We start from the raw sequence: 24838 nt of genomic DNA on the forward strand, positions 1-24838 counted from the left end.
TATTCATTTTCACCTCTGCTAGTCTTCTATCTCTTCAAATTGTAAATTCATTGGCTCATTGGAGAGGGTTTCATAGAAACTTTCTGTCAGATCTGTCGCCGGTACCTTTTCATCTACTTCATCTAACCGAAAACTATCTGCCCATATACATCCTTCCCCTGACAACAAAATGCCAAATGCAATCCCAATCGCTTCTTCTTTTACATCGAGTACAACTGAGTAGGGTTGCCAACTTGTAGTATGTCTTATAGGACGATTTTGCATATTATCCATAGCTAGTGGTTCTGTATCTTTCCCATCTACACGCATCCATAGCCCTGCCCAATCTTTCACATTTTCACTTTTGATAAACGCTGTTAACCGCAAGCGCTTTCCTTTATACTGATCCGCTTTAAACATTTGCATTAGCGTCGTAAATCCGCCATGGGTCACACCCTCTTTCGCTTGAATATAAGCTGATACTTTTCCTTGGTGAACTGTTTTATAATCTAAGCCCATTTCATATTCTGTAGGGTGACTTCCACTTAATACCCATCCTTTCGGTAAACCTTTTTGCATTGAAAATTCCCCTCTTTCTATATAAAATGATTGAAAATAGTTACGGTATTTTTCGGTGGCAAATGATACATTCTTTTAAACGCTCTAGTAAACGCCTCTTGTGAAGAAAAACCATATTGCAGTGCAATATCAAGAATCGGTCTATTTGTCGTTACTAAAGCTTGAGCAGCATATGTAAGTCTTCTTTTTCGAATATACTCTGTTACACTTATTCCTAAATTGCTTTGAAAAATGCGATGAAAGTGATACATAGATGTCGCACTATACGAAGCGACTTTTGCAGTTGTCAATTCTTCTTCTAAATGATTTTCTATATACACAATTGCCTTTTTGACTAAACTACTATATTCATCATACATATCCATGCCTCCTTACACTTCCAATTTACCATATACATCCAATTCATTTTTTGATTTAATTTGCGAAGTCTGCTACCTATTACATAGAAAATATCTTTCTAATTGATACATAATTAAGGACATTTAGGGAAAAATTGTATAGAAGGAAGCTATACTAAGGAGGAAGATACCATGAGAATTTTACTTTCAGCTTTATTAGCTCTTATGTTAATACCTGCATTAACAGGGTGTAACGCACCAGCAAAGGAAGGTACAACTTCTAACAAGAAAACAACGGAAGAAGCAAAGAATGAAACATCTGCTGATTTAAAGCTTAACTTTAACGAATTCGATCTAGATGTTGACTACCAAGATACAAACAAAGATTATGAAGCTGACTATAAACATAAATCTGCTGATCAAAAAATGGAAGCAAAAATTGAAGACCATAAAGCTAATGTAAACTTAACTAGCGATGAAGCAATTGCAAAGTTAAGCCCACTTCTTAAAAAGCTAACATTTGATAAAAACACACCAGATCAAGAAGTGATTGATCAAGTAGTCGACGTCTTCCAACTCGATAAAGATTATCAAAAATTCGAATTAGAAGTTGTCTTCTCTGATGGAACGAAGAAAGAATATAAGAAGGAAGCAAAATAAAGAAGTAGGCAAATGCCTACTTCTTTATTTTGTATTATTTCTTGATTTTTACATAACGTAAATCTGGTTTACCTTCAACATCATACTGAACCCCAGACACTGATTCTTTTTGTAAATAGGATGATGATGGGAATAAGATTGGGATTAATGGCGTTTCAGCAAACATAATATCTTCTGCTTTATGCAACAAATCAAAGCGCTTTTCTTCATCTCTTTCAACTTCCGCTTCTTTTATTAAAGTATCAAATTCTTTATTATGCCATTTTGCATAGTTATTCGGTCCATCACCTGCATATAATTCAAGTTTTTTAATTGGATCTACAGCTCCGCCCCATCCCATATAAGCTAATTGAAAGTCACTTTGTTTATACGTATCAATGTAACTTTTCCACTCTTTATTTTCTAGTTTTACATCCACACCAAGATTTTTCTTGAACATTTCTTGCATTGCTTCTGCTACTTTTTTATGTTGTGTATCTGTTGTATACTTCAATGTTACTTGAGGAAGCTCTGTCCATCCTTGTTCTTTCATGCCTTCTTCTAATAATTTTTTCGCTTCTACTGGGTCAAATTTTAAATAATCCCCTTTTTCTTTACGGAAATCACGGCCACTCTGTGTTTTCGCTCCTTCTGGAACAAAAGCATATGCTTCTTGTGCATTCCCTTTATACAATTTTTCAACAATAAATTTACGATCAAGTGCTAACGCAAATGCTTTTCGTATTTTCGCATTGGTAAACGGTTCTTTTTCAACATTAAATGAATAAATATAAGATGAAAATCCTGCCATACGTTTATATTCTTTATTTCTTTTTTCTTTTTCAACCATCTCTTGTGGCAAGCCGCTTAATAAGTCTAGTTCTTTCGATTTATACAATTGATATGCCGTATTAGTATCTGGAATAATGCGAAACTCCAATTCTTTTAATGTTACTTTTTTATCATGAAACTCTTTGTTCTTCTCTAAAATAATTGCTTGGTTATGCTTCCACTCTTTTAATTTGAACGGTCCGTTTGTAAGTAATTCTTTTGGACTTGTTTTTAACTTATTTTTATCATCGATAGATTTTTTTGAAAGTGGAATAAATAAAGAATTCGCTAATTGTTGTTTGATAGATGCAACTGGATGTTCAAGCGTTACTTTTAAAGTTTGCGAATCTACCGCTTGAATACCTACTTGTCCTTCTTCACCTTTTCCAGTATTATACGCTTCTGCACCCTTAATAAAATACATTTCTGTTGCATTCATAGAGCCTGTTTTAGGATTTAATATACGCTTCCATGCAAATTCAAAATCATTAGCCGTAATAGGTGAACCATCTGACCATTTCATATCTTTCTTTAAATGAATTGTATATTCTGTTCCATCTACATTTACTTCTTCTTTCTCTGCCAACTCATTTTGATATTTTCCATTCGCATCCTTTGTATATAGACCACTAAATAAATGTTCAATTACATAACCTGACGTACTATCTGTCGCAATTGCTGAATCAAGTGTATATGGGTCACTACTAATATTTGTGACTAAGCGATCCCCCTTATCTGCACTTGCCTTTGACGCTTCTTTCTTACCGCAGCCGACAGAAGCAATCGCTAAAACTGTCATAATGGCAAAAAGTAAAATCTTCTTCATTCTACATTCTCCTTTAGCCTGAAATTTTTGGTGTCGATTCTAACAATGTTTTTGTATAAAAATGTTGTGGATTACGGAATACTTCATCCGTATCTCCAAATTCAACAAGTTCTCCTTTGTACATAACAGCTACTTTTTCACATAAATAATGAACCATCGGTAAATCGTGAGCAATAAATAAATATGTATAACCTTGTTCTCTTTGAATTTGCTGCAAGAAATGAACAATTTGAATTTGCAAGGAAACATCCAATGCTGAAATCGGTTCATCTAGTATTAGTACTTCAGGCTCACATATAAGCGCCCTAGCAATAGCGATCCGTTGACGTTGCCCACCGCTAAATTCATGCGGATAGCGCTCGATATACCTTCTATCTAATCCGACGCGTTCTAACGCATCACCAGCAACTTTATCCTTCTCCTTCTTATCGCCTAACCCAAACGAGATATATCCTTCTGCAACACTATCTCGAATCTTCCACCGCGGATTTAAAGCTGCGGTGGAATCTTGAAAAATAAATTGTACTTTTTGTAAAAAATCTCGCTTTTCTTTCCGATTAAGCGCATGGACAATTTGACCGTTATAAGCAATCTCTCCTGATGAAGGTTTTTCAATACCAGCTATTAACTTACCAAGCGTTGTTTTTCCTGAACCACTTTCTCCAATAATGCCAAGTGTAGTTCCCTTTGAAATGGATAGTGATATATCTTTCAGCGCAGCAAGCCCCTTCTCCTTACTCCCATATATTTTCGTAACCTGTTTTACTGTAATGAACTCTGTCGTCATGAAGCACTCACCTTCTCTTTCGCTTTCCCTTTACGCTGCTCAATAATATGTTTCCAGCAGAATGAACTATGTTCCGGCGAAAATACTGTTTTCTCTGGGAAACGATGAATACATTCTTTCATCGCAACTGGGCATCGGTTCACAAACGGGCATCCAAAACTATTTAATATTTCAAGCGATGGTGTTGTTCCATCAATCGCCCGCAATACCTTTTCTGAATCGTCCATATTCGGAATAGCTTGTAATAAACTTTTTGTATACGGATGCTTCGGTGACTCAATGACTTCTTGAATCATTCCTTTTTCTACAACACGGCCGCCATACATAACAACAACTCGATCTGCTACTTCACGTACAAGCGCAAGGTCATGTGTAATTAATAGAATACTTGTATGTTGTTTTTCTTTTCTCTCTTTTAATAACTCCATAATTTGTTTTTGAATTGTTACATCCAGCGCTGTTGTTGGCTCATCTGCAATGACGAGTTTTGGGTGACAAGCAAATGCAATTGCTAAACAAATGCGCTGCCTCATACCGCCACTTAGTTGATAGGGGTATTGCTCGAAACGCTGTTCTGCTTCATGTATGCCTAAATCATTTAATAACTGAATCGCAATTGCTTTTGCTTCTTTCTTTGATTTCTTTTCATGCTGCAAGATTACTTCTGTAATCTGTTTTCCTACTTTCATTGTTGGATTTAATGATGAAAGCGGGTCCTGAAATATAAAAGAAATATCTTTTCCCCGTATGTGATTCCATTCAGCTTCTTGCAAGTTTGTTAATTCGCTATTTTGAAAAGAAATTTTCCCTTCCTCAGTGCGAATTGACTCTTGGTTTAAGCCAATAATCGATTGTGCTGTTACACTTTTTCCCGAACCACTTTCTCCCACAAGTGCAACTATTTCACCTTCATGAATGGAAAAAGAAACATGTTTTACAATCGGTTGTTTACGATCCTCTTTTTCAACGGCTAACGTTACGTTTTCTAAAGATAAGAGCTGCCCCATGTTTTTTCCCCTTTCGATTTTGTTTCACAATTTTTGGATCAATTGCATCCTGCAAACCATCTCCAATCGCATTAAAAGCAAACATAATTAATGCAATCATTATCGCTGGGAAAAACAGCTGCCACCATTCCCCACTTAATAATGTTCCTAGTGCATCGTTTGTCATCGTTCCCCAACTTGCTGCTGGCGATTGTACACCCAATCCGATAAAACTTAAAAATGATTCTGAGAAAATGGCAGCTGGAATCGTAAAAGATAAATTCACAATAATAATCCCTGTTAAATTCGGAATTAGGTGTTTATAAATAATTTTCATATGAGATGTTCCTAATCTCTCAGCAGCAATGACAAATTCTTTTTGTTTTAATGAAAGCACTTGCGCTCGTACAAGTCGTGCCATTCCAATCCAACCTGTTAATGCAAGAGCAAGAATAATTGTAAACAGTCCTGGCTTCATAACAATTAATAGTAAAATAACAATTAATAAATACGGTATACCATACATCACTTCGATTCCTCTTACAATCCACTCATCAATTAACGTACCGAGACGATTACGCCCTCTCACATATCCACTAAAGCCACCAATCAGTACACCTAATCCGATATCAAGAGCTGCTGCGATCAATCCGACTGCTAATGAAATTTTTCCACCAGCCCATGTTCGTGCCCAAATATCTCTTCCTAAATCATCTGTACCGAACCAATGCTCACTACTTGGTTGGAGGTTTGTTGCTTCTTTTATTTGCTCATTTGCACTATATGGCGTTAAACTTTCTCCGATAAGAGAAAAAATAACGATTAAAAGTAAAGTGACTCCCCCTATAATTGCTATTGGGTTTGATATGAGTTTTTGAAATACTTCCTTTTTCCGACTAATCATTTGCTGTTCTTTATTAGCAGTTAATGCTTTCTTATCTTCAGCCGTCAATAGCTGATCATCGATTTCGTAAGCCCCCATTTTAATTTCCCTCCTCACGTAATAGAACGAATGCGCGGATCAATCATGCGATGAATGATATCCGTAACGAAAATACATATAATGAGCAGTGCACTATAGAAAATAGTGGTTCCCATGATAACTGGATAATCTCGGTTAAAAATACTATCTACAAAATATTTTCCTAACCCTGGAATGGAAAATATTTTCTCAATCACGAAGGTTCCTGTTAACAAACCAGCCATAAGTGGTCCGACAAAAGTAAGAACCGGAACAATCGCATTTCGAAGCGCATGTCTTATAATAATTGTTCGAAGTGGTATTCCTTTTGCACGTGCTAGTTTAATATACTCACTTTGTAAAACTTCAATCATATTCGAACGAACAAATCTTGTAATAACAGCAATTGGCCCAAGCGCTAACGCAAAGGAAGGTAATACAGTATGAGCAAATGTTCCCCAAGAGGCAACCGGAAGCAGCTCAAGTTGAATTGCAAACACCTGAATAAATAACGGTGCTAAGATGAAACTTGGGATTGAGATCCCTAAAATCGCTAGTAGACTCACACTATAGTCAATGATTTTCCCATGATATAAAGCCGCAAACGTTCCAGCTGCAATTCCAACTAACAACGAAATAACAAATGCTTGTAATCCAATAACAGCAGATGGTCCAAAGCCAGTTGTTATGATTTCTGCCACTCCTTGACCCGTTGACTGAACAGATTCTCCAAAGTCAAAATGAATAATCCCATCCAAATACGCTACATATTGATTCCATAAAGGTTCATCAAGATGATATTTAGCCCTCATATTTTGGACAACTTCCTCAGGAAAAATCTTTGCATCTGATGAAAACGGATCACCAGGTATAATATGCATGATTAAAAAAGTAGCTGTAACAATAACCCATAGTGTAAACACCATAACTGATAGTTTCTTTACAACATACACGAAAATAACCCCCTAAACATATAAATTTACTTTGTTTTATTCGCGGTTTTTTGCCAATTCCTCTCCTTATCCGCAATATAAAAAGCCTTGATCTTAAAAAATAAGATCAAGGCTTTTTAATCTATCCTATGCCTATCACTTATCTTTCAAGCTTTGGTTGCTTGCTGGAATTAGCACGGTATTCTTCTTTCAGAACCCGCTGCTGAGGTTTCATAGGGCCAGTCCCTCTACCTCTCTGGATAAGTAAATGACTATATTATTCTTTACTTTGAATTGTATATTTCGAATTATAATTCTGAAAAAACAAAAAGTCAATCCAAATGGGTATTTTTAGAAAAATCAGTTTTTATATTTTTACTTAACAGGAAATATCTAGCTTTCCATTCTATCGACATTTCGACAAGAAAGAATCTGCCATATACAAAACTAACCTTGCATATTGCAAGGTTAGTTTTGTGCTTCTTTTTGGAAACGTTTATAGTATGTAGAAGCTGTTGAAAAATGAACTTCTATATCACGAATTAATGATGAATCTTCTTCTTTTGCTAATTGATCTAACTTTTTCATCGCTTGTTCTGTTTCATTTAAGAAACCTTCATATAACTTATGCTCTTGTTCTTTTGACTTTGGTACGCGAATTTCTGTGCGAATATGCTCAATATCTTCTAACATGCTCTTTGTTACTTTCTGAACATCTTCTTTAAACTGCTTGTTAGCTATCGATTTCCCGCCTTTTTCCTTCGCTTGCCCCCATAATTGTACAGATTGATTTAATTCCTTATTCATTTTCTCATCATACTTTTTATGTACATCTTGATATACCTTCATAGCTTCTTTCTCATCTGCTGATTGTTGCACATTTTCTTTTGTTTCCTTTGTATGTTGATTTCCACCGCACCCTGCTAAAAGCAGCATGCTCCCAAGCAAGGCTGCGCCCCATATTTTCTTCATCTTTTACTCTCCTTTTATCTACCTGACAATCTTTCTATAGAAACTTACATCATATCTCCACTTGTTATTATAACGAGAACACTTCACACTTTGCACTTTTGACCGTCATTTTCTGTGTGCATACCATCATTTTTGTCACAGTATCGTCACTTTATGCAACCAATCTCACCATAGTTATAATATGAAAAGAGGTGATTCAATTTATGTTTGAACCACCTCTTTTTTATGCGTCTATATCTTGTTTTTCCGGCAATACAAGTTTTCTTTCACTAGGCCTTGCCATGAGTAAATAATATAAAACGGCACCTGCTTCACATAACGCAATAACAACACCCATAGGAAGCGCTGTATTACTTCCCCCGATACCTACTAAAGGTGCAACAAGTGCCCCGGAGATAAATTGTAGCAGACCAAGTAATGCAGCAGCCGTTCCAGCCGCTTGTTTTTGATTTCTCATCGCAAGTGAAAAACCTGTTGTTGATACAACACCAACACTCGATACAACAAGAAATAAAGAACATAATACACCGATTAATCCAATTCCAAATACAATCGTAAGTAGTAAGGAAGTACCTCCAACAGCCGCAATTCCAATACCTACTACAAACAACGCTTTTTCACTTACCTTTCCTGCCAAGCGGCCCGTAATTTGACTGGCAATAATAATACCGATTCCGTTAATCGCAAAAAATAAGCTAAATGCTTGTGGCGATGCCCCATATATATTTTGTAATACAAACGGCGATCCAGAAATATAAGCAAACATCGCCGCTGAAACGAACCCTTGTGATACGGCATACCCCATAAATAAGCGGTCTTTCAATAACTTCCCATAGACCGACAGCGTCCCTGCTACGCCTCCTGTTATCCTTTCTTCTAATGGCAATGTTTCACGCAGTACAAAAATAACTGATATTAACATACAAATACTGATTGCGCCAAGAACAATAAATACACCGTGCCATGAAGTAAATTGCAACAATTGTCCACCAATAATAGGCGCCAAAATAGGCGCTGCCCCGTTTACTAACATAAGTAACGAAAAGAACTTTGTCATCTCAGGGCCTGTATACATATCACGTACCATCGCACGGGATATGACAATACCCGCTGAACCTGAAGCTCCTTGCAGAAACCGTAATAGCACTAGAATCCAAATAGATGGAGCAACCGCACAAAGTAAAGAAGATGCTACATAAATAATAAGGGCAATAATCAAAGGTTTGCGCCGTCCATAAATATCACTAATAGAACCAACAAATAATTGTCCTACTGAAAGTCCGAGCAAACATGCTGTTAGTGTAAGCTGAGCAAGGGAGGCACTCGTTTGCAAATCCCCCATTAATTTTGGCAATGAAGGCAAGTACATATCAATAGATAATGGGCCAATTGCTGTGAGTGTCCCTAAAACAATAATCATCCAAAACCTGTTTGTTTTTACAGGCTTATATACACCGTGATTCATTTCATTCACTTGTAAGATTCATCCTTTCTACTATAAATATAAGGTTAAATTGATATATCTTAAATAAACGTAACAATTATAGTTACACCAATACAGATACGTCAAGTATATGCTACTTTCCTTTTTATAACATAAAAAAAGCGATAGAAAATCTATCGCTTTACTTTTTTAAATTTTCATTTGTGAATTTAGATACCGAAGACATCGTTTCCCCTGTGTCCAAATACGCCATTTTAATGGAATCTCCCACTTCGGTAAACATCGCATACGGGAAGTCTTTTGCAGAAACCATAAATACTTTGTTCTCATTTTCTAATAAGATGAAGACAAGCGTATTTTCTCCTGATTTCTCCTTATAAACACGCTGTACAATCCCTTCTTTTTGTGCTTCTTTTCCGCTAGAAGTCGGGCGGAATGAACCTCCACTTCCCGTTAGCACACTCTTATATTTGTCCAGCGCTTCTTTTTGAGTGGAACCTGTCGCAAATATTTTTGCATTGGAAGCATAAATCACCGTATGTGCTCGCACTAAACCGCCATCATCAATAACAGGTACAATCCAAGAAGGTTTCCCATACACATTATAAATAACCGGCATCGTTCCGTGCCATTTCTCTCTCTTAAAAGAATTATCTACTACCTCTGTCGCAGCTGAGCCATCCATAATTCCTTTTACTTCTTTTCCATTATAGTAATACAGCTTCCCTGTACGTGCATCTACTAATGAATAACCTAAAGCAGAATCGACACCTTCTTTTGGAGAAGTAAAATCAGTAAAGTAATATAATGTCCCGTCCTTCCCAAAGATTGGTGTTACCCCTTCTTTTGTTCCCCATTCAGTTGGAATCTTCACATCACTTTGAGAAAATTTCGTATTCCAAAAACCATGTACAAACTTACCAAAGTACGTGTTTAATAGTGATGCCGTTTCATGATTTAACACACCATCAATAAATTTAGGCGCTTTCCCTTTATCATATCGCTTTACATCACCTGTTTGTGCATCCACAACGACAACGCCTTTTACTTTAAAGCCAGATCGCCCAGAAATAAATTCACCGTATGTCATTGTATAATACGGTTTTCCTTTATCATCTATTTCAAACTTCGGTTTCCCTTTAAAAATAAGATTTGGCTCTGCCTTTCGAACAACACGTTCTAAATGATTACCAAAAAACATACTTGGTACATATTTCATTTTATACCCAAGATGTAATTTCGCTTCCGCATCAGGATTTGTACCTGACATCGTCACATAACCAGGAATCGTTCCTGCCTTGCGTGCCTTAAAAAATCCCGAAACCTCAATTGGAGCCACATATAAAGCTTTCCCATCTACCATTTGTGGAGTAAGTTCTCCTAATTCAAAGTAGGCTACCTTTGGAATATCACCAAATACCTTCTTCATCTTATTTTCCGCTGTTTTCGGTGGAACGGTAAACGGTTGATCATTTTCTGTGAAAGGCTCTGAAATATCTTTTTCGACCTTTATAACAGAATCATATTTATTTTGTGAGATTACGATATCATGTACATAAGCAAAATAGCCGTAAGCTAAAAGTAAAACAAGCATTACACTTACTTTCACCTGAACTTCTAATCTTCCTCTTCTACCTTGCAACACGAGAACAACTCCAATGAGCACAGCAATAACAACCGTGTAATGCGTAAGAATCGAGTCTACACGGTTATCGATTAGCCAAAAATATTCATAGATTGCAATGCCAATCCAAAGAAAAATTGGAATGACTAAAATAGGTGCAGCCTTCTTTTTTATAATTGTCTCAGCATTTTTTTGATCCACTGTACGAAGTGTTTTTCTTGTCCATGGAATTAAAAATAATGTAAGAATTGCTAAAACTAAAAATTTCATCAAAGGCAATGTCTCCTTTTCTTTTGTTATTCCTTTCAGTATAACAAATTAGGTAAATGTGGAAATCAAAATTTTAGATATATATGCCAAAAAAGATTGCCTATCAATTCATTTAAACTGTACCCCGAATCGTGGACACTTAAAAAAGCCCATGATTCAGGGGGGGATGTATTTTTACACTCATTCCTCGTTATAATGAAACAATGTTGAACTACTCACCACTTAACGACCTTACGGTCTGTTTGAAGTGGGAGATTCCTAAGAACACCAACCTATCGGTTAGTTATTGATTAGGATATCCCCGTAGTCCCTACGGTTAGAAGTCTTATTGCTTCATTTTTAAGATTTTGTCCTGCGTTAATATCTCTATCGTGATGACTATTACATTTAGGGCAAGTCCATTCTCTAAGTTTAAGATTCTTAACGTCTTTATTTTGGTAGCCACAAACTGAACACAATTGAGAACTTGCAAATGTTTTAGATACAGTAACTACTTGTTTACCGTACCATCTTGCCTTGTACGCTAACATCGTTCTGAATTGCGACCAACTCACTTCACTAATGACTTTAGCTAACTTATGATTCTTCAACATATTTGACACTTGCAAATCTTCCATACCAATGATGTCGTGGTTTTTGACAATATAAGTAGAGATTTTTTGCAAATAGTCTGTTCTTGCATTCGTGATGTTCTCATGGATGCGAGCTACTTTATGTTTTTGCTTTTGATAGTTTTTTGCTTCATCCAGTTTACATTTTCGTTTTAATGCCAATTCCTGTCGTCTGGAAAGAACACGCTGTGCTTTCGCTAATTTTTCTTCCAGTTTGCGAAACCATTTAGGATTGCTAAATACTTCTCCCGTTGAAAGAATCGCAAAATCTTTCAGACCCACATCCACACCAACAGACGACCCAGTTTTAGGAAGTCCTTGAACGTTTGTTTCAGCAAGAATGGATACAAAATACTTACCACTTGGATTTCTTCTCATTGTAGCATGAAGAATTCGTCCTTCTACTTCACGACTTTTCGCAAACCTAACAAATCCAAGTTTAGGTAACTTGATTTTGTTGTCTACAATGGCAATATTTCCATTCACATGCTTTGTTGTGTAGGATTGCACTTTATTCTTTTTAGACTTGAAACGTGGTGCTTTGTTTTGTTTCTTGAAGAATCGAGTATACGAATCAGCAAGGTTTTTCAGTGATGATTGAAGGGCAATGCTATCAACTTCTTTTAGCCATACTAATTCCTTTTTCAACTGTGTGAGTTTATCTGAACAAGAATTATATGTTAATCCTTTGCCTGTCTCTTTGTATACGTTATTCCACTTCTCTAAAAAGTGATTGAATACAAACCGAGAACATCCGATTGTTTTCGCAATCAGTATTTCTTGTTCTTTATTCGGGTAGATACGGAATTTATATGCCTTTTTGACCAACATTGATTTCTACCTCCTTCTCGGTATACACTAATTATATATTTAATATATAGAATATGTCGAGTATATACTGAAAGGGTAGTGAAAAACATGAAACGTATTTCAAAATTAATTAAGTTCCCTGCTGATTTAGTAGCAGAAATCGAAAAGTATCAAAAGGAAAACTATATCTCAAGTTTTGCGGGTGCAGTTTATGAACTTATCCGCAAAGGTTTACGTGTGTCGGATCGTTAACGTGGCACAAACCACGCCCTATCCGAAGGCGATTCATCTCCCACCTACTCATTGGGCTACGCCCTTCACATTCCTTGAGGTGGGAGTATTCTCGCCTATTGTGGATAAAAACGAAATACCTATTTTACTCAAGCAGCTCAGATGTAAGAAATATTCATTCCCAATAACACTGAAATCTTTCCACACCTGGATATTTTTCTCCTAAGCTTGTAATAATCCATCCACATTTTCTATAAAACTCAACTGCTTCATAGTCTGTTTCGGCTTCTAAGTAGACTAATTGATGTATTCGAATGATTTCCTTTATCATATAAGAAGCAAGTCCTTGATGACGATTCGCTTTTGAAACAGCAATATGACATAATCTTGCTTTGTTTTCACCTATCAGTTCCATTCCAACACAAGCACACTCTCCATATTTATATAATATGGCCTGCTGTTTTTTTGTATAAAAATGAATTGCTTTTTGTAAACTGAGCTCCGAGGGACCAACTGCAAGCTTCAATATATGTACCATGTTTTGTCCTATGTTTTCAATTCGTTCTAACATGCTGTACATCACCTTTCTTCACTATATGTGTACGGGAACTTTACTGACTAAAATGAAGAAATGAATTGCTTCCACTTCTCTCTGTATCTTTTTTCAAAAGATAGTAGTATTCCCCTTTCAATGAGCTACTATCGATCATTGAAAGGGTCTTTTAAGTTTCCTTTATACATTACTCCTAAATAGTAATGGAACCATAAAGTAGTAACGTAAAGAAGCACTCCAAATCCAGCTTCCTCCCTGTAAATCCATTGCCGGGTTTAAAATAAACGTAAAGGCAAAGAAAAAACGATGCCAATATCCCTGCTGCAATTGCTTTCATCCTAAAATCCCTTATACTTTTCTTCTACTATATAATGAAGCATAATCAATTCGAAGAAAAATCTGAAAAAATACAAATCTTTCCTTATCATCTTTTTCTTTCACAAAAATAACACCATATATTCGTCATCATGGTACATACCGTTCATTTTTAGCGCATTTTTTTCTATTCCATACGTTCTAAAGCCGATAGATTGATACAGTTTCTTTGCTGCGTTGTTATCGGAAACGACTCCTAAATGGATTTGCTCTATGTCTATTCCTTTTGCCTTTTCTATTAATGCTTCAATTAATGCTTTCGCAATTCCTCTTCCTCTACTTCGATGATCAACATACATCGCAACAAGATGGCCCTTGTGCTTATATACCGCTTTTTGCTCTAGCAATAACGTTACTACCCCTACCAGTTGATTATCGTTCTGAAAAGCACCAAATGTGTAACTAGTATTTGAACTTAAATTTCGCTTAATCTCTTCAAGAGGTTTTTCTTTTTGTAGCGCTTCTTCGTAAGTGGTTACAAATGCACCTGGACTCATTTGTAATGCTTGTAAACGTAAGTCCCAATATTGTAACGCGTCTTCTTTTGTTAAAATACGAATCATATCTTTTCACCCCTTCATCAAACTAAGTAACGAACAATTAATTTACATAATAATATTATGATTATCTATCTTTCCCAATCGAAAATCCTTCAAACAATCTCCCTCCATAACGCTCTAATGTTTGTTCAATAAAATAAATAAGCTCTCTCTTTTCTCCAGTTCTATAAAAATAATCAAACGCCGCTACAAACGCTTCAGCAAATGTTTCATCATATTTTCTTAACACACGAAAAAACCATTTTGAATTTCCAACCCATTGTCTATTTACTCTCAGTACAAATTCATGTAATAAATCTGCTAGGAGATTTGCAATAAACAATTCCTCCTCCCTTTTTGTTGCACCAATAAAATCATCTAATGCGTCTGTAAGGAAATAGCGCTTTCTTCTAATTATTTCTTCTGTCCAAGTTTCAGGACCTTTCTCTAATAATTGCTGCGCTTCCTTCTTTACATGTGACACGATTTCCTTTTCTCCCTTTAACATAATCCCTTCTAAAACAAGTTGAGGAAGCGTTGGTCTTCCCCTCTCACAATCACTTTTAAAATATTGTTTATAGGTTTCAAAATTATGTACAAACACCTCAACTGGCCAACCGTTGCAAAAGAATGATTCTCGATAACAAGACGGCAGCTTTCTATCTAATACAACGATGTCGAGATCTGATGTTATTGTTTCTTCTCCTCTTGCAACGCTACCTCCTAATAAAGCAACATCACAATTTGGAAATCGAACTTCGATTATGTTTTGTGCAGCCTCAATCGCTTTCATCTCTCTCTCTCCTTTTTTCTCTATATACATACAAACATTCGACGCTATTTCTAAATTTCCTATTTTTATTTTTACAATACGATATGTGAAATTTTTAAAGTGATGATCTTATCTTTTTTATTCAGCCCTTATCACTTAACCATATAACAATAACGAAATGAAAGAATCTTATACAATTTTTATAAACTTTCTTTGCATTTCCCTACCTAAAATTGCTAATATAGTAGAGTAGAATTTTTATAGAGAGAAGGAAAATTATGCACAATGGAATTCCAATGACAACTTTAGTAAAAAGGGTACTGCTACTTTGCATCGGGGCTATTTTTTTATCCGAAATGGTTTTAGGATTAGGGAATGCTGTTCATGCAAGTACAGAAGATGATGCAAAATCTGTTCAACTTGTAAGTGAAATTCAGACAGCTCTTGCTCCGAAAGAAGCACCGAAGCAATATAACGGGCAAGTTCGAAAAGTCGCTTACTTAACATTTGACGATGGTCCTGGAAAATACACTGCTGAACTTTTAGATATGTTGAAAAAAGAAGATGCAAAAGCTACATTTTTCCTAATCGGTTCAAATGTCAAAGCATTCCCTGATTTAGTTAAACGTGAACACGCAGAAGGTCATTATGTTGGTATGCACAGTATGACGCATAACTACAAAAAACTTTACACAGAAGGTCGTTACGTTGATGAAATGAAAGAGGATCAGGGCTTAATTGCCGGCGTTATCGGAAAATCACCAGTTTTAACACGCCCATCTTACGGATCTATGCCTGGATTAAATGAAGCTCTTCGCAATAAAGTAGTCGAAAACGGCTTAAAAGTGTGGGACTGGACAATTGATTCTTTAGACTGGAAATATAATAAAATGCCAGTCGATGCAGCATCTGCTCAAATTGTTCAAAACGTGCTTGCTGGTGCAAACAAGCCAACGGAAGTTATTCTTATGCATGACATTCATCCACAATCCGTAAAAGCAGTGCCTGCTATTATTAAAGGCTTAAAAGAAAAAGGATACGAGTTAGAAAGCTATAAAGAGGACGAACACTTCCCATTAAACTTCTGGCATGATCATCGTATCTAATTGAAAAAGACTTGATTTTCTTTATTAGAAAATCAAGTCTCTTTTCTTTCTGCCTCAGTTAAAATAATTTTGTAATTTCGCTAATCAAAATACCAATAACAGCGAAATCAGAGTCACCAAATGTTGCATTTTCAAATCCTAATCCGCCTAATACTGGCAACAATAATGCTGGAAGGAACGAAATTAATAATCCGTTCACAAATGAACCTAAAATTGCTCCCCTTCTTCCTCCCGTTGCATTTCCAAATACAGCAGCTGTTGCTCCTGTAAAGAAATGAGGAATCAGTCCTGGTACGATAACACTTAAACCAATAACAGGTAAAATGAACATAGATAGTAATCCAGCAATGAAGCTTGTTAAAAATCCAATAATAACTGCGTTTGGTGCGAATGGGAAAATAGTCGGACAGTCAAGTGCTGGCTTTGCATTCGGCACAAGCTTATCTGCAATTCCTTTAAATGCAGGTACAATTTCTGCAATTAACATACGAACACCTGCTAAAATAATATATACTCCCGCTGCAAATGTAATGGCTTGCATAAAAGAATAAACTAAAAAGTTTTGGCCATTACTTAACTCTGCTTCAATAAATTGCTTTCCAGCAAATGGTGCAACAATGAAGAAAAGAACAGCCATTGTTAGTGACATAGAAACAGATGTATCACGTAAAAAGCCTAAAGATTTCGGTACTTGAATTAGCTCTGTAGATTTTTCTTTATTTCCAAACTTGCTACCAACAAAACCAGCCGCTAAATAACCAACAGAACCAAAATGTCCAATTGCAATATCATCCATACCTGTAATTTTTCTAACATATGGCTGTAATAGTGCTGGAAAAATGACCATCAGTACTCCTAAAAGAATGGATCCGATCAATACAAGTGAAAAACCTTTTAGCCCCGCTGTAGAAAATACAGCTGAAATTAAACAGGCCATAAAAAGTGTATGGTGCCCTGTTAAAAATACATATTTCAGTTTCGTAAATCGCGCAATCAATAAATTTACAATCATCCCAAATACCATAATAAATGCTGTTTCTTTCCCTAACGTTTGCTGTGCGATTGCAACGATTGCTTCATTATTTGGAATAATCCCTTTAATATGGAATGCCTTGTCAAACATTTTACCAAAAATATCTAAAGAACCTGTTAATATTGTAGCTCCGCCACCTAATACGATAAATCCCATAATCGTTTTAAGCGTACCAGATACGGTATCTGCAAAGTTTTTCTTTTGTAACAATAAACCACACATGGCAAATAATCCAACTAAAATAGCTGGTTGTCCTAAAATGTCTTTCATAATCAAATCAAACATGGCACCGCTCCCCTTCAGCTCAGAATCAGTAGGACATCAAATCATCCCACTGATTAAAGTTTCTCTTTATTCAACTGTGTTACATGAGGTGTTTTTGCAATGCTTCTTTAATTTCATTTTGATCTAAAATATTTGTCAATCCAGCAACAGTACGAACACCATCTTCTAAATTGCAAATAATATCTTTTGATCCTAAATATAAATCCGCTTGCTCAGATTTGCTCGATGCTAAATCTGTATGCGAAACTTCCGCTTGTAAACCAAGTTCATCTAGTATTTTCTTCACATTCATTTCAACAATAAAACTACTTCCTAATCCATTTCCGCATACAACTAAGATTTTTTTCATTTTAACTTCCTCCTAATTTGAATACTTCGCTATCATTTCTAGCATTTGTTCTTTTGAATTTGAACGAATTAACAGATCGACATTTTCAGGTTGTGATAACATATCACTTAATTGGGCCAACGCCTTCAAATGCGTTTCATTATCAATAGCAGCTAATACAATAATTAAATTAGCCGCATGCTCTTGTTTTTCAGAAAATGAAACACTTTCTTTTAATTGCAATAAGCTCATTCCTAATTTTTTCACACCTGATTCAGGTCGTGCATGAGGAATTGCTATTTTAGGTGCAATGACAATATAAGGACCTAATTTTTTTACATTTGCAATCATTTCTTGCACATATTCTTCAGAAATATATTCCGTTTGTAACAGCGGCTTTGCTGCAATTCGAATTGCACCTTCCCAAGAATCAACATGATCTTGAAGCTGAATATATTCTTTTGTTAATAACTCGTTTAACATCGGCTTGTATTTCTCCTCTCTTCCGAAATGCACTGGTCCACTTATAAATTCTCTCAGTTCCCTTTTTAAAGCATGTTCATCTCTCACATCTGCATATTTGTGAATCATCTGCATAATAATATCAGCTGAATCATTTTGATCCTCACGAAATAAAGTAGCATTCACTTTTCGAAATAAGGATGCCTTTTCAGCATCTGTCAAAATGGGATTTACCATAAAAATAGGTATCAATCCCTTCTCTAATTCAGTAGTTGTAATAATACAATCTACATCAAATGTATTAGATTCATATTCTCTCTTTGAGATTGCTTGTAAAATATCTATATTTGAGAATAATTGTTCTAGCTGATATTGCAACATACGTGACGTACCAATACCATTTGGACATACAAGTAAAGCTGTTTTCCTCGGACTGGGAACGATTCCTTCTTTCCTCATCCAAGCGCTAAAATGCATCGTAATAAACGCAATTTCATCTTCTGAAATTTCTTTCCCTACATATTGTTCAAAATGATGAACCACTTTTTTTGTTAAATGATATACTTCCGCATAACTGTTTCGAATTATCTGCAATAATGGATTTTTAATTTCAATTCCATATTTCACACGATAGAAAGCTGGCTTCATATGTAAATATAAGTCAGAAGCAAGACCTGTAAAATCTCGGAATATGACACAAGCATAATGCTGAAAATCTTGTATCATGCAATCGACAATATGCCAAATGCCGTGAACATCATTCTTTTCATATTCTTTTTGCTGCGCGTTCACTTTTGCTCCCAATAAGTGCGTTGTAATATAATAAATCTCATCCTTTGGAAACTTTATATATAACAATTTTTCAAACTGTGTTCCAATATAGGTAGCTGCTTGAAAATGCTTTGTTTCGCGGAGAACAGCTTTCTCAGTTTCCTCCATTTCAATATATCGCCCTTTCACAATACGGCTACAAAACAAATACATGTAAACGCTTAAATTCTCAAGCACCTCGTCTGTATATTGAACGCCCAAAAATTCCTCACACTTCGATAAAATACCTTTTATTACATGAAGTTTGTCTTGTGCTGTTTGCTTCTTTTCTCCTTCTCCATGATTCACAATGTTCCTCATATGAGAAACTACATATTCCCAGCCATGCTTTGCAATTAACTGTGAAAGATATGCTATTAATACATTTCGCTTCCCTTGCTCCCTTCCTTTAATGTAATACCCTTGCTTACGGTGAAACTGTAGAGATAACTTGAACTTTCCTAACTCTGCTTTCAATTTTTTCAAATCAGCTAGTGTTGTATTTCGGCTTACTTGAATGAGTTTTATTAAATCTTCCAGCAAAATTCTTTTTTCTTCCGTTAATAAATATAACGCAAGCCACGCCTTTCGTTCTTGTGGAGAATACTCATATTGAACTGTTAGCAATCCTTGTAACTTTTGAGCTACTTTTTGTTTTGTTTTCTTATCTAAACAATATCCTAACGGACGAACATATTGAATCGGTTCTAGATGTTCGGTAATTAACCAGTCATCTACTTTTTTCATATCATAATAAATTGTTCTTTTCGACACTTGTAGTACTTCTGTCAATTGATCAACAGAAGTATAGCTATCCGCTTGCATCATTTGTTGCAAAATTGCAGCACTACGATAATCTAATATCATATGATGTACACCCTTTCTATACTTGTTCTTTCTTCACCTTGCAAGTATAGATACTAACTTTGCAAAATTAGATAATTGACATCACCTTCTACTAATATAGTATCTCTTATTTCTTGCAAAATTAAGTCCAAATTATCGTTTATGTACGGTGCAATAATTGTACTGTTTTTTCATCTTCTTCATTTTATGTCTTACTGATTTTCTTATATTTGTTTATGATAATTTCACAATACGGTATGTGAAATTATAATTTCTCCCTTCCAAATAGATTGCTATGAAGGGGCTTAAGAGCTTTGAATTCAAAAGCCTCCCCTCTCCTTATGTCGCACTGCAACAAATACACGCACGAATTTTCCTTATAACAATTTCCGCATCTTTTTCATCAAATATTGAAAACTCTATATCTGCCCCTGATACATGTTTTGGAACCTCTATTAACTCTTGGTTATGTTTTTCCAATTGTTAAGATTACATATATTCCCATCATATACCATCCCTCTTCTCCCTTTAATCAGCACCTCTATACTTATTATATATAAAATCACATATTTCCTTTTCTAATTGACTCATAATTAAAATAAAAAATCCTACTCATCATGCTTTATTTCATATGAGTAGGATTTCTTATTTATACTTTATTCTGTTTTCGTATCTTGCGTTGTTTTCACCTTCGTTTTATTTTTATCACGATGGTTATAATTGTACTTCGAACGATCTACAGGTGTGAACCCTTCTGGTGTATAGAATCGTAATAAATCACCATTTACCACTTGGTCAGAAAGTTTAAGTGTTTGCTGAACCATTTGTTCATTTTGTTTTATTTCTTCTGTAACCTCTACTGGTTCTCCAGTTGTTGTATCATAATATCTTCCGTTAAGTGCAGTAACAGTCGGACTTACGTAATTACCGTTACGGAATGCTACGACTTGTTTGTGCTCTGGTGATAATAAATCTGTACCAAATTGGATATAATCCTTTGTATCGATACCTAATAAATGTAATAGCGTTGGGAGAACATCGATTTCTCCGCCATACTGATGTTGAACGCCACCTTTTATCCCTGGCACACGAACAATGAGAGGTACGCGTTGTAATTGTGCGTTTTCAAAGGAATGAATTTCCTTACCCATAATCTGTGACATCGCTCTATTATGGTTATCTGAAATACCATAATGATCCCCATACATTACGATAATGGAATTGTCATATAAACCAGATTGTTTCAAGTAATCAACAAACCCTTTGACTGCTTCATCTAGATAACGCGCTGTTTGAAAATACGTATCTACAGATGAATCGCCTGTTGTTGCTGGCTCAATTGTTGCTTCTTCCTTATCAATTGGATAAGGGAAATGGTTTGATAGCGTAATAAACTTCGTATAGAACGGTTGCTTGACTGTTTCTAATAATGGAATTGACTCATTAAAGAACGGTTTATCTTTTAAACCATAGTTAACAACGTCTTTCTCGTTCATATCATAGTATGATGCATCAAAGAATTTATTAAATCCAAATGATTTATAAATGTCATCACGGTTCCAGAATGTTTTGTAGTTACCGTGGAACACCGCTGAAGTATATCCTTGTTGCCCCAAAATAGCGGGTGCTGCTTGATACGTATTATGCGATTTTGTTGTAAATACAGAACCTTGCGGTAATCCAAACATGGAATTCTCTAGCATAAATTCCGCATCCGATGTTTTCCCTTGCCCCGTTTGATGGAAGAAGTTGTCAAAATACAACGTATTTGCATCTTTTGTAAATGAGTTAATAAATGGTGTGACCTCTTGCCCATTTAACTTGTAATCAATTAAAAAGTTTTGGAACGATTCCAGATGAATATAGATAACATTCATCCCTTTTCCTTTTCCAAAATACTCTGCGCTTGGGCTTGCATAGTTTGAAGCGATGTAATTTCTGACCTCTGTCATACTGTCACCATCTGCCATAGCTCGTTCTGTTGATGCTTTCATACTTTGAATACCATCATAAATGGTATAATTGTAAGCACCTAAATATTTCACAATGTAGTTGCGGTCAAATGTTCTTGTTAACAATTGCGGGCGATCAGATTCTGCCAGTCCTAAATTAATGCTGAAAATTAAAATTGCTGAAATAAATACAAGTGACAATTTATACTTTGCAACACGAATTGGCTTTGGATTCGCAACTTTTGTTAAAACAAGTACAAGTAAAACGATTGTGTCTAAGAAATATAGAGGATCATACGGTTGTAGCAATGCTAAAACACTGCCGCCTATTTCCCCAAAGTTATTCGTTTGAGTCAATGTTGGAAACGTAATAAAATCGCTGAAGAAACGATAGTATACAACATTTGCATACAAAAGAATTGACAGTAGCAAATTAATAACAATCAACAAAATATAAGATCGTTTCCCTTTTGCAAATAATGCAAGTCCTAGAAACAAAATGGCTGAGCTTAACGGGTTAAAGAAAAGCAAAAACTTTTGAATTGTGTTCGATATTCCTAAGTTGAATTCCGTCACATATGCTGCATATGTTTTCAACCAGAATAAAACAACCGCAAAAATAAAGAACCCAAAGTGATTACTTAGCACTCGTTTGCTCTTTTGTAATAATTGTTTCATCTCTCCACCTCTTTTAATTATCCAAGGCTTATTTTTTATAAGTCTATCTCTATTTTTTATCTATTTTCTTCATGTCGTTCATTTATTTAACCATATGAAGAATATTAGTAATTATAATTTGAATCTTTTATTTATTCAACTATTTCCTACTAAACATTTTGACCTTACTTTCCATTTAACAAAATAAATTTGTAATATTTCCACTTCATCCAGTAACGAAAACATACATCACTATAAACCTTTGCGGTTCCATTCGCAAACATTTTTATTTCCAAAATTACCAATTGGATTGGTAATGGTTTATTTATATAGGTAGAGAAAGTCTATCCATACTTCATTTCCGATTAAGTGAAACTTTAATCAATGGAGGATTCGCCCTCCACTGATTATATTCTGGCTGTTACTATCTTAAAATGGCGGAATAAAAAATCCCCCCTATATACTTTCTTAGTTAAGGGGGGATTTCATCCGTTTATTTATTTTGGTACATTGCGCTTACTTGCTTTTGTAGCTCTTCATTTTCTAAGTACTCATCGTAAGTCGTTTCTTTATCGATTACACCATTTGGTGTGACTTCAATAATACGATTTGCAATTGTTTGTACAAATTGATGGTCATGAGATGTAAATAAAATTGTACCTTTAAATGCGATTAAACCGTTGTTTAATGCTGTAATAGATTCAAGATCTAAATGGTTCGTTGGATCATCAAGTACCAATACGTTCGCACCGCTTAGCATCATTTTTGATAACATACAACGTACTTTTTCTCCCCCAGATAATACAGAAACATTCTTCTTCACTTCTTCACCAGAGAATAACATACGTCCTAAGAAGCCACGTAAGAAGCTTTCAGATTCATCTTGTGGTGAGAATTGGCGCAGCCATTCAACTAGATTATATTCGCTGTTTTCAAAGTATGCAGAATTATCTCTTGGGAAGTACGATTGAGATGTTGTCACACCCCATTTGAACGAACCGCTATCTGGCTCCATTTCACCCATAAGAATTTTAAATAATGTTGTCATCGCAATATCGTTACGTCCGATAAATGCAACTTTATCACCTTTATTTAAAGTGAAGTACACATTATCTAACACTTTTTCTCCATCAATTGTTTTTGAAAGACCTTCAACCGTTAATAAGTCATTTCCTACTTCGCGTTCTGGCGTGAAACCAACGAATGGGTAACGGCGTGATGATGGTTTAATATCATCTAATGTAATTTTATCTAATAATTTTTTACGAGAAGTTGCTTGCTTTGCTTTTGATGCATTTGAACTAAAGCGTGCAATAAAGTTTTGTAACTCTTTTATTTTCTCTTCTTTTTTCTTATTTGCATCTTGCGTTAATTTTAACGCTAATTGACTTGATTCATACCAGAAGTCATAGTTACCAACGTACAGTTGAATTTTACCGAAATCAAGGTCAGCCATGTGCGTACATACTTTATTTAAGAAATGACGATCATGGGATACAACGATAACGGTATTTTCAAAGTTCATTAAAAAGTTTTCTAACCATTGAATTGCTTTTAAATCTAAGTGGTTGGTAGGCTCATCTAATAATAGAACATCTGGTTGACCGAATAACGCTTGCGCCAGTAATACTTTTACTTTCTCTGCACCTGTTAATTCAGACATCTTCTTATCATGAAGCTCTTCACCAATTCCAAGCCCTTTTAAAAGAATAGCAGCTTCTGATTCCGCTTCCCAGCCGTTAAGTTCAGCAAACTCACCTTCAAGCTCTGCAGCGCGCATACCATCTTCATCACTGAAATCTTCTTTCATATAAATCGCATTTTTCTCTTGCATCACTTCGTATAAACGAGTGTGACCCATAATAACTGTTTCTAGTACTGGAAACTCTTCATATTCGAAGTGGTTCTGTTTTAATACTGCTAAACGCTCACCTGGCGTAATATGTACATCCCCTGTTGTCGGCTCAATTTCTCCAGATAAAATCTTTAGAAATGTTGATTTACCAGCACCATTTGCTCCAATTAAGCCGTAGCAATTACCCGGCGTGAATTTTATGTTAACATCTTCAAACAATTTGCGATCCGCAAAACGCAAACTAACGTTACTTACTGTAATCATTTGGTTCCTCCAATTTCGATACTTTTATTACATACTCCACTTACTATACCATATTTAACATGTTAAAGGTATATCCAATCATCTTTGTATATTGTCAACTAAAATTTTTCTTTTTACATACTTTTCGCCTCCTATCCTCCTTCTTTCATTCGAACTAGTGCCTCTATAATCCTATATAAAA

20 protein-coding genes, 2 pseudogenes and 1 riboswitch are annotated in these 24838 nt (G+C 35.4%); of the genes and pseudogenes, 3 read left to right on the forward strand and 19 right to left on the reverse strand.

Features of this window, described 5'->3' with window-relative positions; all coding sequences use genetic code 11:
• Positions 1–18: 18 nt before the first annotated feature.
• Positions 19–917: pseudogene (locus tag MR059_RS12050) on the reverse strand (helix-turn-helix transcriptional regulator).
• A 171-nt stretch (positions 918–1088) separates the two neighbouring features.
• On the opposite strand from MR059_RS12050, the gene MR059_RS12055 reads away from it, so the two are divergent.
• Positions 1089–1556 carry a YusW family protein gene (locus MR059_RS12055; protein WP_011983320.1) on the forward strand — a complete coding sequence of 156 codons (468 nt, stop codon included), beginning with the start codon at positions 1089–1091 and terminating at the stop codon, positions 1554–1556.
• 34 nt (positions 1557–1590) lie between these two features.
• On the opposite strand, the gene MR059_RS12060 is transcribed toward MR059_RS12055, so the two are convergent.
• From MR059_RS12060 to tnpB, 9 genes are all read right to left on the reverse strand, one after another.
• Positions 1591–3192 carry a peptide ABC transporter substrate-binding protein gene (locus tag MR059_RS12060; RefSeq protein ID WP_011983319.1) on the reverse strand — a complete coding sequence of 534 codons (1602 nt, stop codon included), beginning with the start codon at positions 3190–3192 and terminating at the stop codon, positions 1591–1593.
• A gap of 13 nt (positions 3193–3205) precedes the next feature.
• Positions 3206–3979, reverse strand: coding sequence for an ABC transporter ATP-binding protein (locus MR059_RS12065; RefSeq protein ID WP_242161768.1), 774 nt, complete (start codon positions 3977–3979; stop codon positions 3206–3208).
• A complete protein-coding gene (locus tag MR059_RS12070; RefSeq protein ID WP_048721236.1) occupies positions 3976–4986 on the reverse strand; it encodes an ABC transporter ATP-binding protein in 1011 nt (336 codons plus the stop codon). Before MR059_RS12070 ends, MR059_RS12065 begins: the two co-directional genes overlap by 4 nt.
• Entirely contained in the window at positions 4943–5947 is a 1005-nt protein-coding gene (locus MR059_RS12075) for an ABC transporter permease (protein WP_048721233.1), read from the reverse strand. Before MR059_RS12075 ends, MR059_RS12070 begins: the two co-directional genes overlap by 44 nt.
• Positions 5948–5961: 14 nt before the next feature.
• Positions 5962–6879 (reverse strand): ABC transporter permease, encoded by a 918-nt coding sequence (locus tag MR059_RS12080; protein ID WP_011983315.1) that lies wholly within the window; start codon positions 6877–6879, stop codon positions 5962–5964.
• Positions 6880–7015: 136 nt separating this feature from the next.
• Positions 7016–7125, reverse strand: a riboswitch (SAM riboswitch).
• Between the two features lie 201 nt (positions 7126–7326).
• On the reverse strand, positions 7327–7830 hold the full coding sequence (locus MR059_RS12085) for a hypothetical protein (RefSeq protein ID WP_011983314.1): 504 nt from the start codon (positions 7828–7830) through the stop codon (positions 7327–7329).
• A gap of 223 nt (positions 7831–8053) precedes the next feature.
• On the reverse strand, positions 8054–9313 hold the full coding sequence (locus MR059_RS12090; RefSeq protein WP_048721225.1) for a multidrug effflux MFS transporter: 1260 nt from the start codon (positions 9311–9313) through the stop codon (positions 8054–8056).
• 142 nt (positions 9314–9455) lie between these two features.
• Entirely contained in the window at positions 9456–11168 is a 1713-nt protein-coding gene (locus MR059_RS12095; RefSeq protein ID WP_140388377.1) for a DUF3981 domain-containing protein, read from the reverse strand.
• Between the two features lie 290 nt (positions 11169–11458).
• Positions 11459–12610 (reverse strand): IS200/IS605 family element RNA-guided endonuclease TnpB, encoded by a 1152-nt coding sequence (tnpB, locus tag MR059_RS12100; protein WP_242161769.1) that lies wholly within the window; start codon positions 12608–12610, stop codon positions 11459–11461.
• A gap of 87 nt (positions 12611–12697) precedes the next feature.
• Between tnpB and MR059_RS12105 the strand changes: the two genes are divergently transcribed.
• Positions 12698–12841 (forward strand): hypothetical protein, encoded by a 144-nt coding sequence (locus MR059_RS12105; protein ID WP_164468619.1) that lies wholly within the window; start codon positions 12698–12700, stop codon positions 12839–12841.
• Between the two features lie 154 nt (positions 12842–12995).
• On the opposite strand, the gene MR059_RS12110 is transcribed toward MR059_RS12105, so the two are convergent.
• From MR059_RS12110 to MR059_RS12125, 4 genes and pseudogenes are all read right to left on the reverse strand, one after another.
• A complete protein-coding gene (locus MR059_RS12110) occupies positions 12996–13391 on the reverse strand; it encodes a GNAT family N-acetyltransferase (RefSeq protein WP_242161770.1) in 396 nt (131 codons plus the stop codon).
• 140 nt (positions 13392–13531) lie between these two features.
• A pseudogene (locus MR059_RS12115) lies at positions 13532–13710 on the reverse strand (multidrug resistance efflux transporter family protein); the annotation flags it as partial.
• A gap of 100 nt (positions 13711–13810) precedes the next feature.
• Positions 13811–14311, reverse strand: coding sequence for a GNAT family N-acetyltransferase (locus MR059_RS12120; protein WP_012094471.1), 501 nt, complete (start codon positions 14309–14311; stop codon positions 13811–13813).
• 61 nt (positions 14312–14372) lie between these two features.
• Positions 14373–15080, reverse strand: a complete 708-nt coding sequence (locus tag MR059_RS12125) for a nucleotidyltransferase domain-containing protein (RefSeq protein WP_242161771.1) — start codon at positions 15078–15080, stop codon at positions 14373–14375.
• Positions 15081–15337: 257 nt separating this feature from the next.
• On the opposite strand from MR059_RS12125, the gene MR059_RS12130 reads away from it, so the two are divergent.
• The gene (locus MR059_RS12130; RefSeq protein WP_012094473.1) at positions 15338–16165 is read left to right on the forward strand and encodes a peptidoglycan-N-acetylglucosamine deacetylase; all 828 of its coding nucleotides are present in this window, start codon (positions 15338–15340) and stop codon (positions 16163–16165) included.
• Positions 16166–16223: 58 nt separating this feature from the next.
• Here MR059_RS12130 and MR059_RS12135 read toward each other — a convergent pair whose 3' ends face one another.
• From MR059_RS12135 to MR059_RS12155, 5 genes are all read right to left on the reverse strand, one after another.
• Complete coding sequence (locus MR059_RS12135) at positions 16224–17483, reverse strand: PTS ascorbate transporter subunit IIC (protein ID WP_242161772.1); 1260 nt, start codon at positions 17481–17483, stop codon at positions 16224–16226.
• Between the two features lie 79 nt (positions 17484–17562).
• The gene (locus tag MR059_RS12140; RefSeq protein ID WP_012094475.1) at positions 17563–17832 is read right to left on the reverse strand and encodes a PTS sugar transporter subunit IIB; all 270 of its coding nucleotides are present in this window, start codon (positions 17830–17832) and stop codon (positions 17563–17565) included.
• Positions 17833–17844: 12 nt separating this feature from the next.
• On the reverse strand, positions 17845–19950 hold the full coding sequence (locus MR059_RS12145) for a BglG family transcription antiterminator (RefSeq protein ID WP_242161773.1): 2106 nt from the start codon (positions 19948–19950) through the stop codon (positions 17845–17847).
• 635 nt (positions 19951–20585) lie between these two features.
• On the reverse strand, positions 20586–22559 hold the full coding sequence (gene ltaS, locus MR059_RS12150) for a lipoteichoic acid synthase (RefSeq protein ID WP_012094477.1): 1974 nt from the start codon (positions 22557–22559) through the stop codon (positions 20586–20588).
• Between the two features lie 472 nt (positions 22560–23031).
• The gene (locus MR059_RS12155; protein WP_012094478.1) at positions 23032–24657 is read right to left on the reverse strand and encodes an ABC-F family ATP-binding cassette domain-containing protein; all 1626 of its coding nucleotides are present in this window, start codon (positions 24655–24657) and stop codon (positions 23032–23034) included.
• Between the last annotated feature and the right edge of the window lie 181 nt (positions 24658–24838).

Origin of the sequence: Bacillus cereus group sp. BfR-BA-01522 (genome assembly GCF_022662635.1) — a bacterium.
Classification (GTDB): Bacteria; Bacillota; Bacilli; order Bacillales; family Bacillaceae_G; genus Bacillus_A; species Bacillus_A cytotoxicus.

Coding starts and splice junctions, on each gene's coding strand:
- MR059_RS12065 (WP_242161768.1), bottom strand. CDS start 3,979: ATGACGACAGAGTTCATTACAGTAAAACAGGTTACGAAAATATATGGG.
- MR059_RS12140 (WP_012094475.1), bottom strand. CDS start 17,832: ATGAAAAAAATCTTAGTTGTATGCGGAAATGGATTAGGAAGTAGTTTT.
- MR059_RS12110 (WP_242161770.1), bottom strand. CDS start 13,391: ATGTTAGAACGAATTGAAAACATAGGACAAAACATGGTACATATATTG.
- MR059_RS12095 (WP_140388377.1), bottom strand. CDS start 11,168: ATGAAATTTTTAGTTTTAGCAATTCTTACATTATTTTTAATTCCATGG.
- MR059_RS12105 (WP_164468619.1), top strand. CDS start 12,698: ATGAAACGTATTTCAAAATTAATTAAGTTCCCTGCTGATTTAGTAGCA.
- MR059_RS12060 (WP_011983319.1), bottom strand. CDS start 3,192: ATGAAGAAGATTTTACTTTTTGCCATTATGACAGTTTTAGCGATTGCT.
- MR059_RS12075 (WP_048721233.1), bottom strand. CDS start 5,947: ATGGGGGCTTACGAAATCGATGATCAGCTATTGACGGCTGAAGATAAG.
- MR059_RS12070 (WP_048721236.1), bottom strand. CDS start 4,986: ATGGGGCAGCTCTTATCTTTAGAAAACGTAACGTTAGCCGTTGAAAAA.
- MR059_RS12055 (WP_011983320.1), top strand. CDS start 1,089: ATGAGAATTTTACTTTCAGCTTTATTAGCTCTTATGTTAATACCTGCA.
- tnpB (WP_242161769.1), bottom strand. CDS start 12,610: ATGTTGGTCAAAAAGGCATATAAATTCCGTATCTACCCGAATAAAGAA.
- MR059_RS12085 (WP_011983314.1), bottom strand. CDS start 7,830: ATGAAGAAAATATGGGGCGCAGCCTTGCTTGGGAGCATGCTGCTTTTA.
- ltaS (WP_012094477.1), bottom strand. CDS start 22,559: ATGAAACAATTATTACAAAAGAGCAAACGAGTGCTAAGTAATCACTTT.
- MR059_RS12120 (WP_012094471.1), bottom strand. CDS start 14,311: ATGATTCGTATTTTAACAAAAGAAGACGCGTTACAATATTGGGACTTA.
- MR059_RS12135 (WP_242161772.1), bottom strand. CDS start 17,483: ATGTTTGATTTGATTATGAAAGACATTTTAGGACAACCAGCTATTTTA.
- MR059_RS12155 (WP_012094478.1), bottom strand. CDS start 24,657: ATGATTACAGTAAGTAACGTTAGTTTGCGTTTTGCGGATCGCAAATTG.
- MR059_RS12145 (WP_242161773.1), bottom strand. CDS start 19,950: ATGATATTAGATTATCGTAGTGCTGCAATTTTGCAACAAATGATGCAA.
- MR059_RS12125 (WP_242161771.1), bottom strand. CDS start 15,080: ATGAAAGCGATTGAGGCTGCACAAAACATAATCGAAGTTCGATTTCCA.
- MR059_RS12130 (WP_012094473.1), top strand. CDS start 15,338: ATGCACAATGGAATTCCAATGACAACTTTAGTAAAAAGGGTACTGCTA.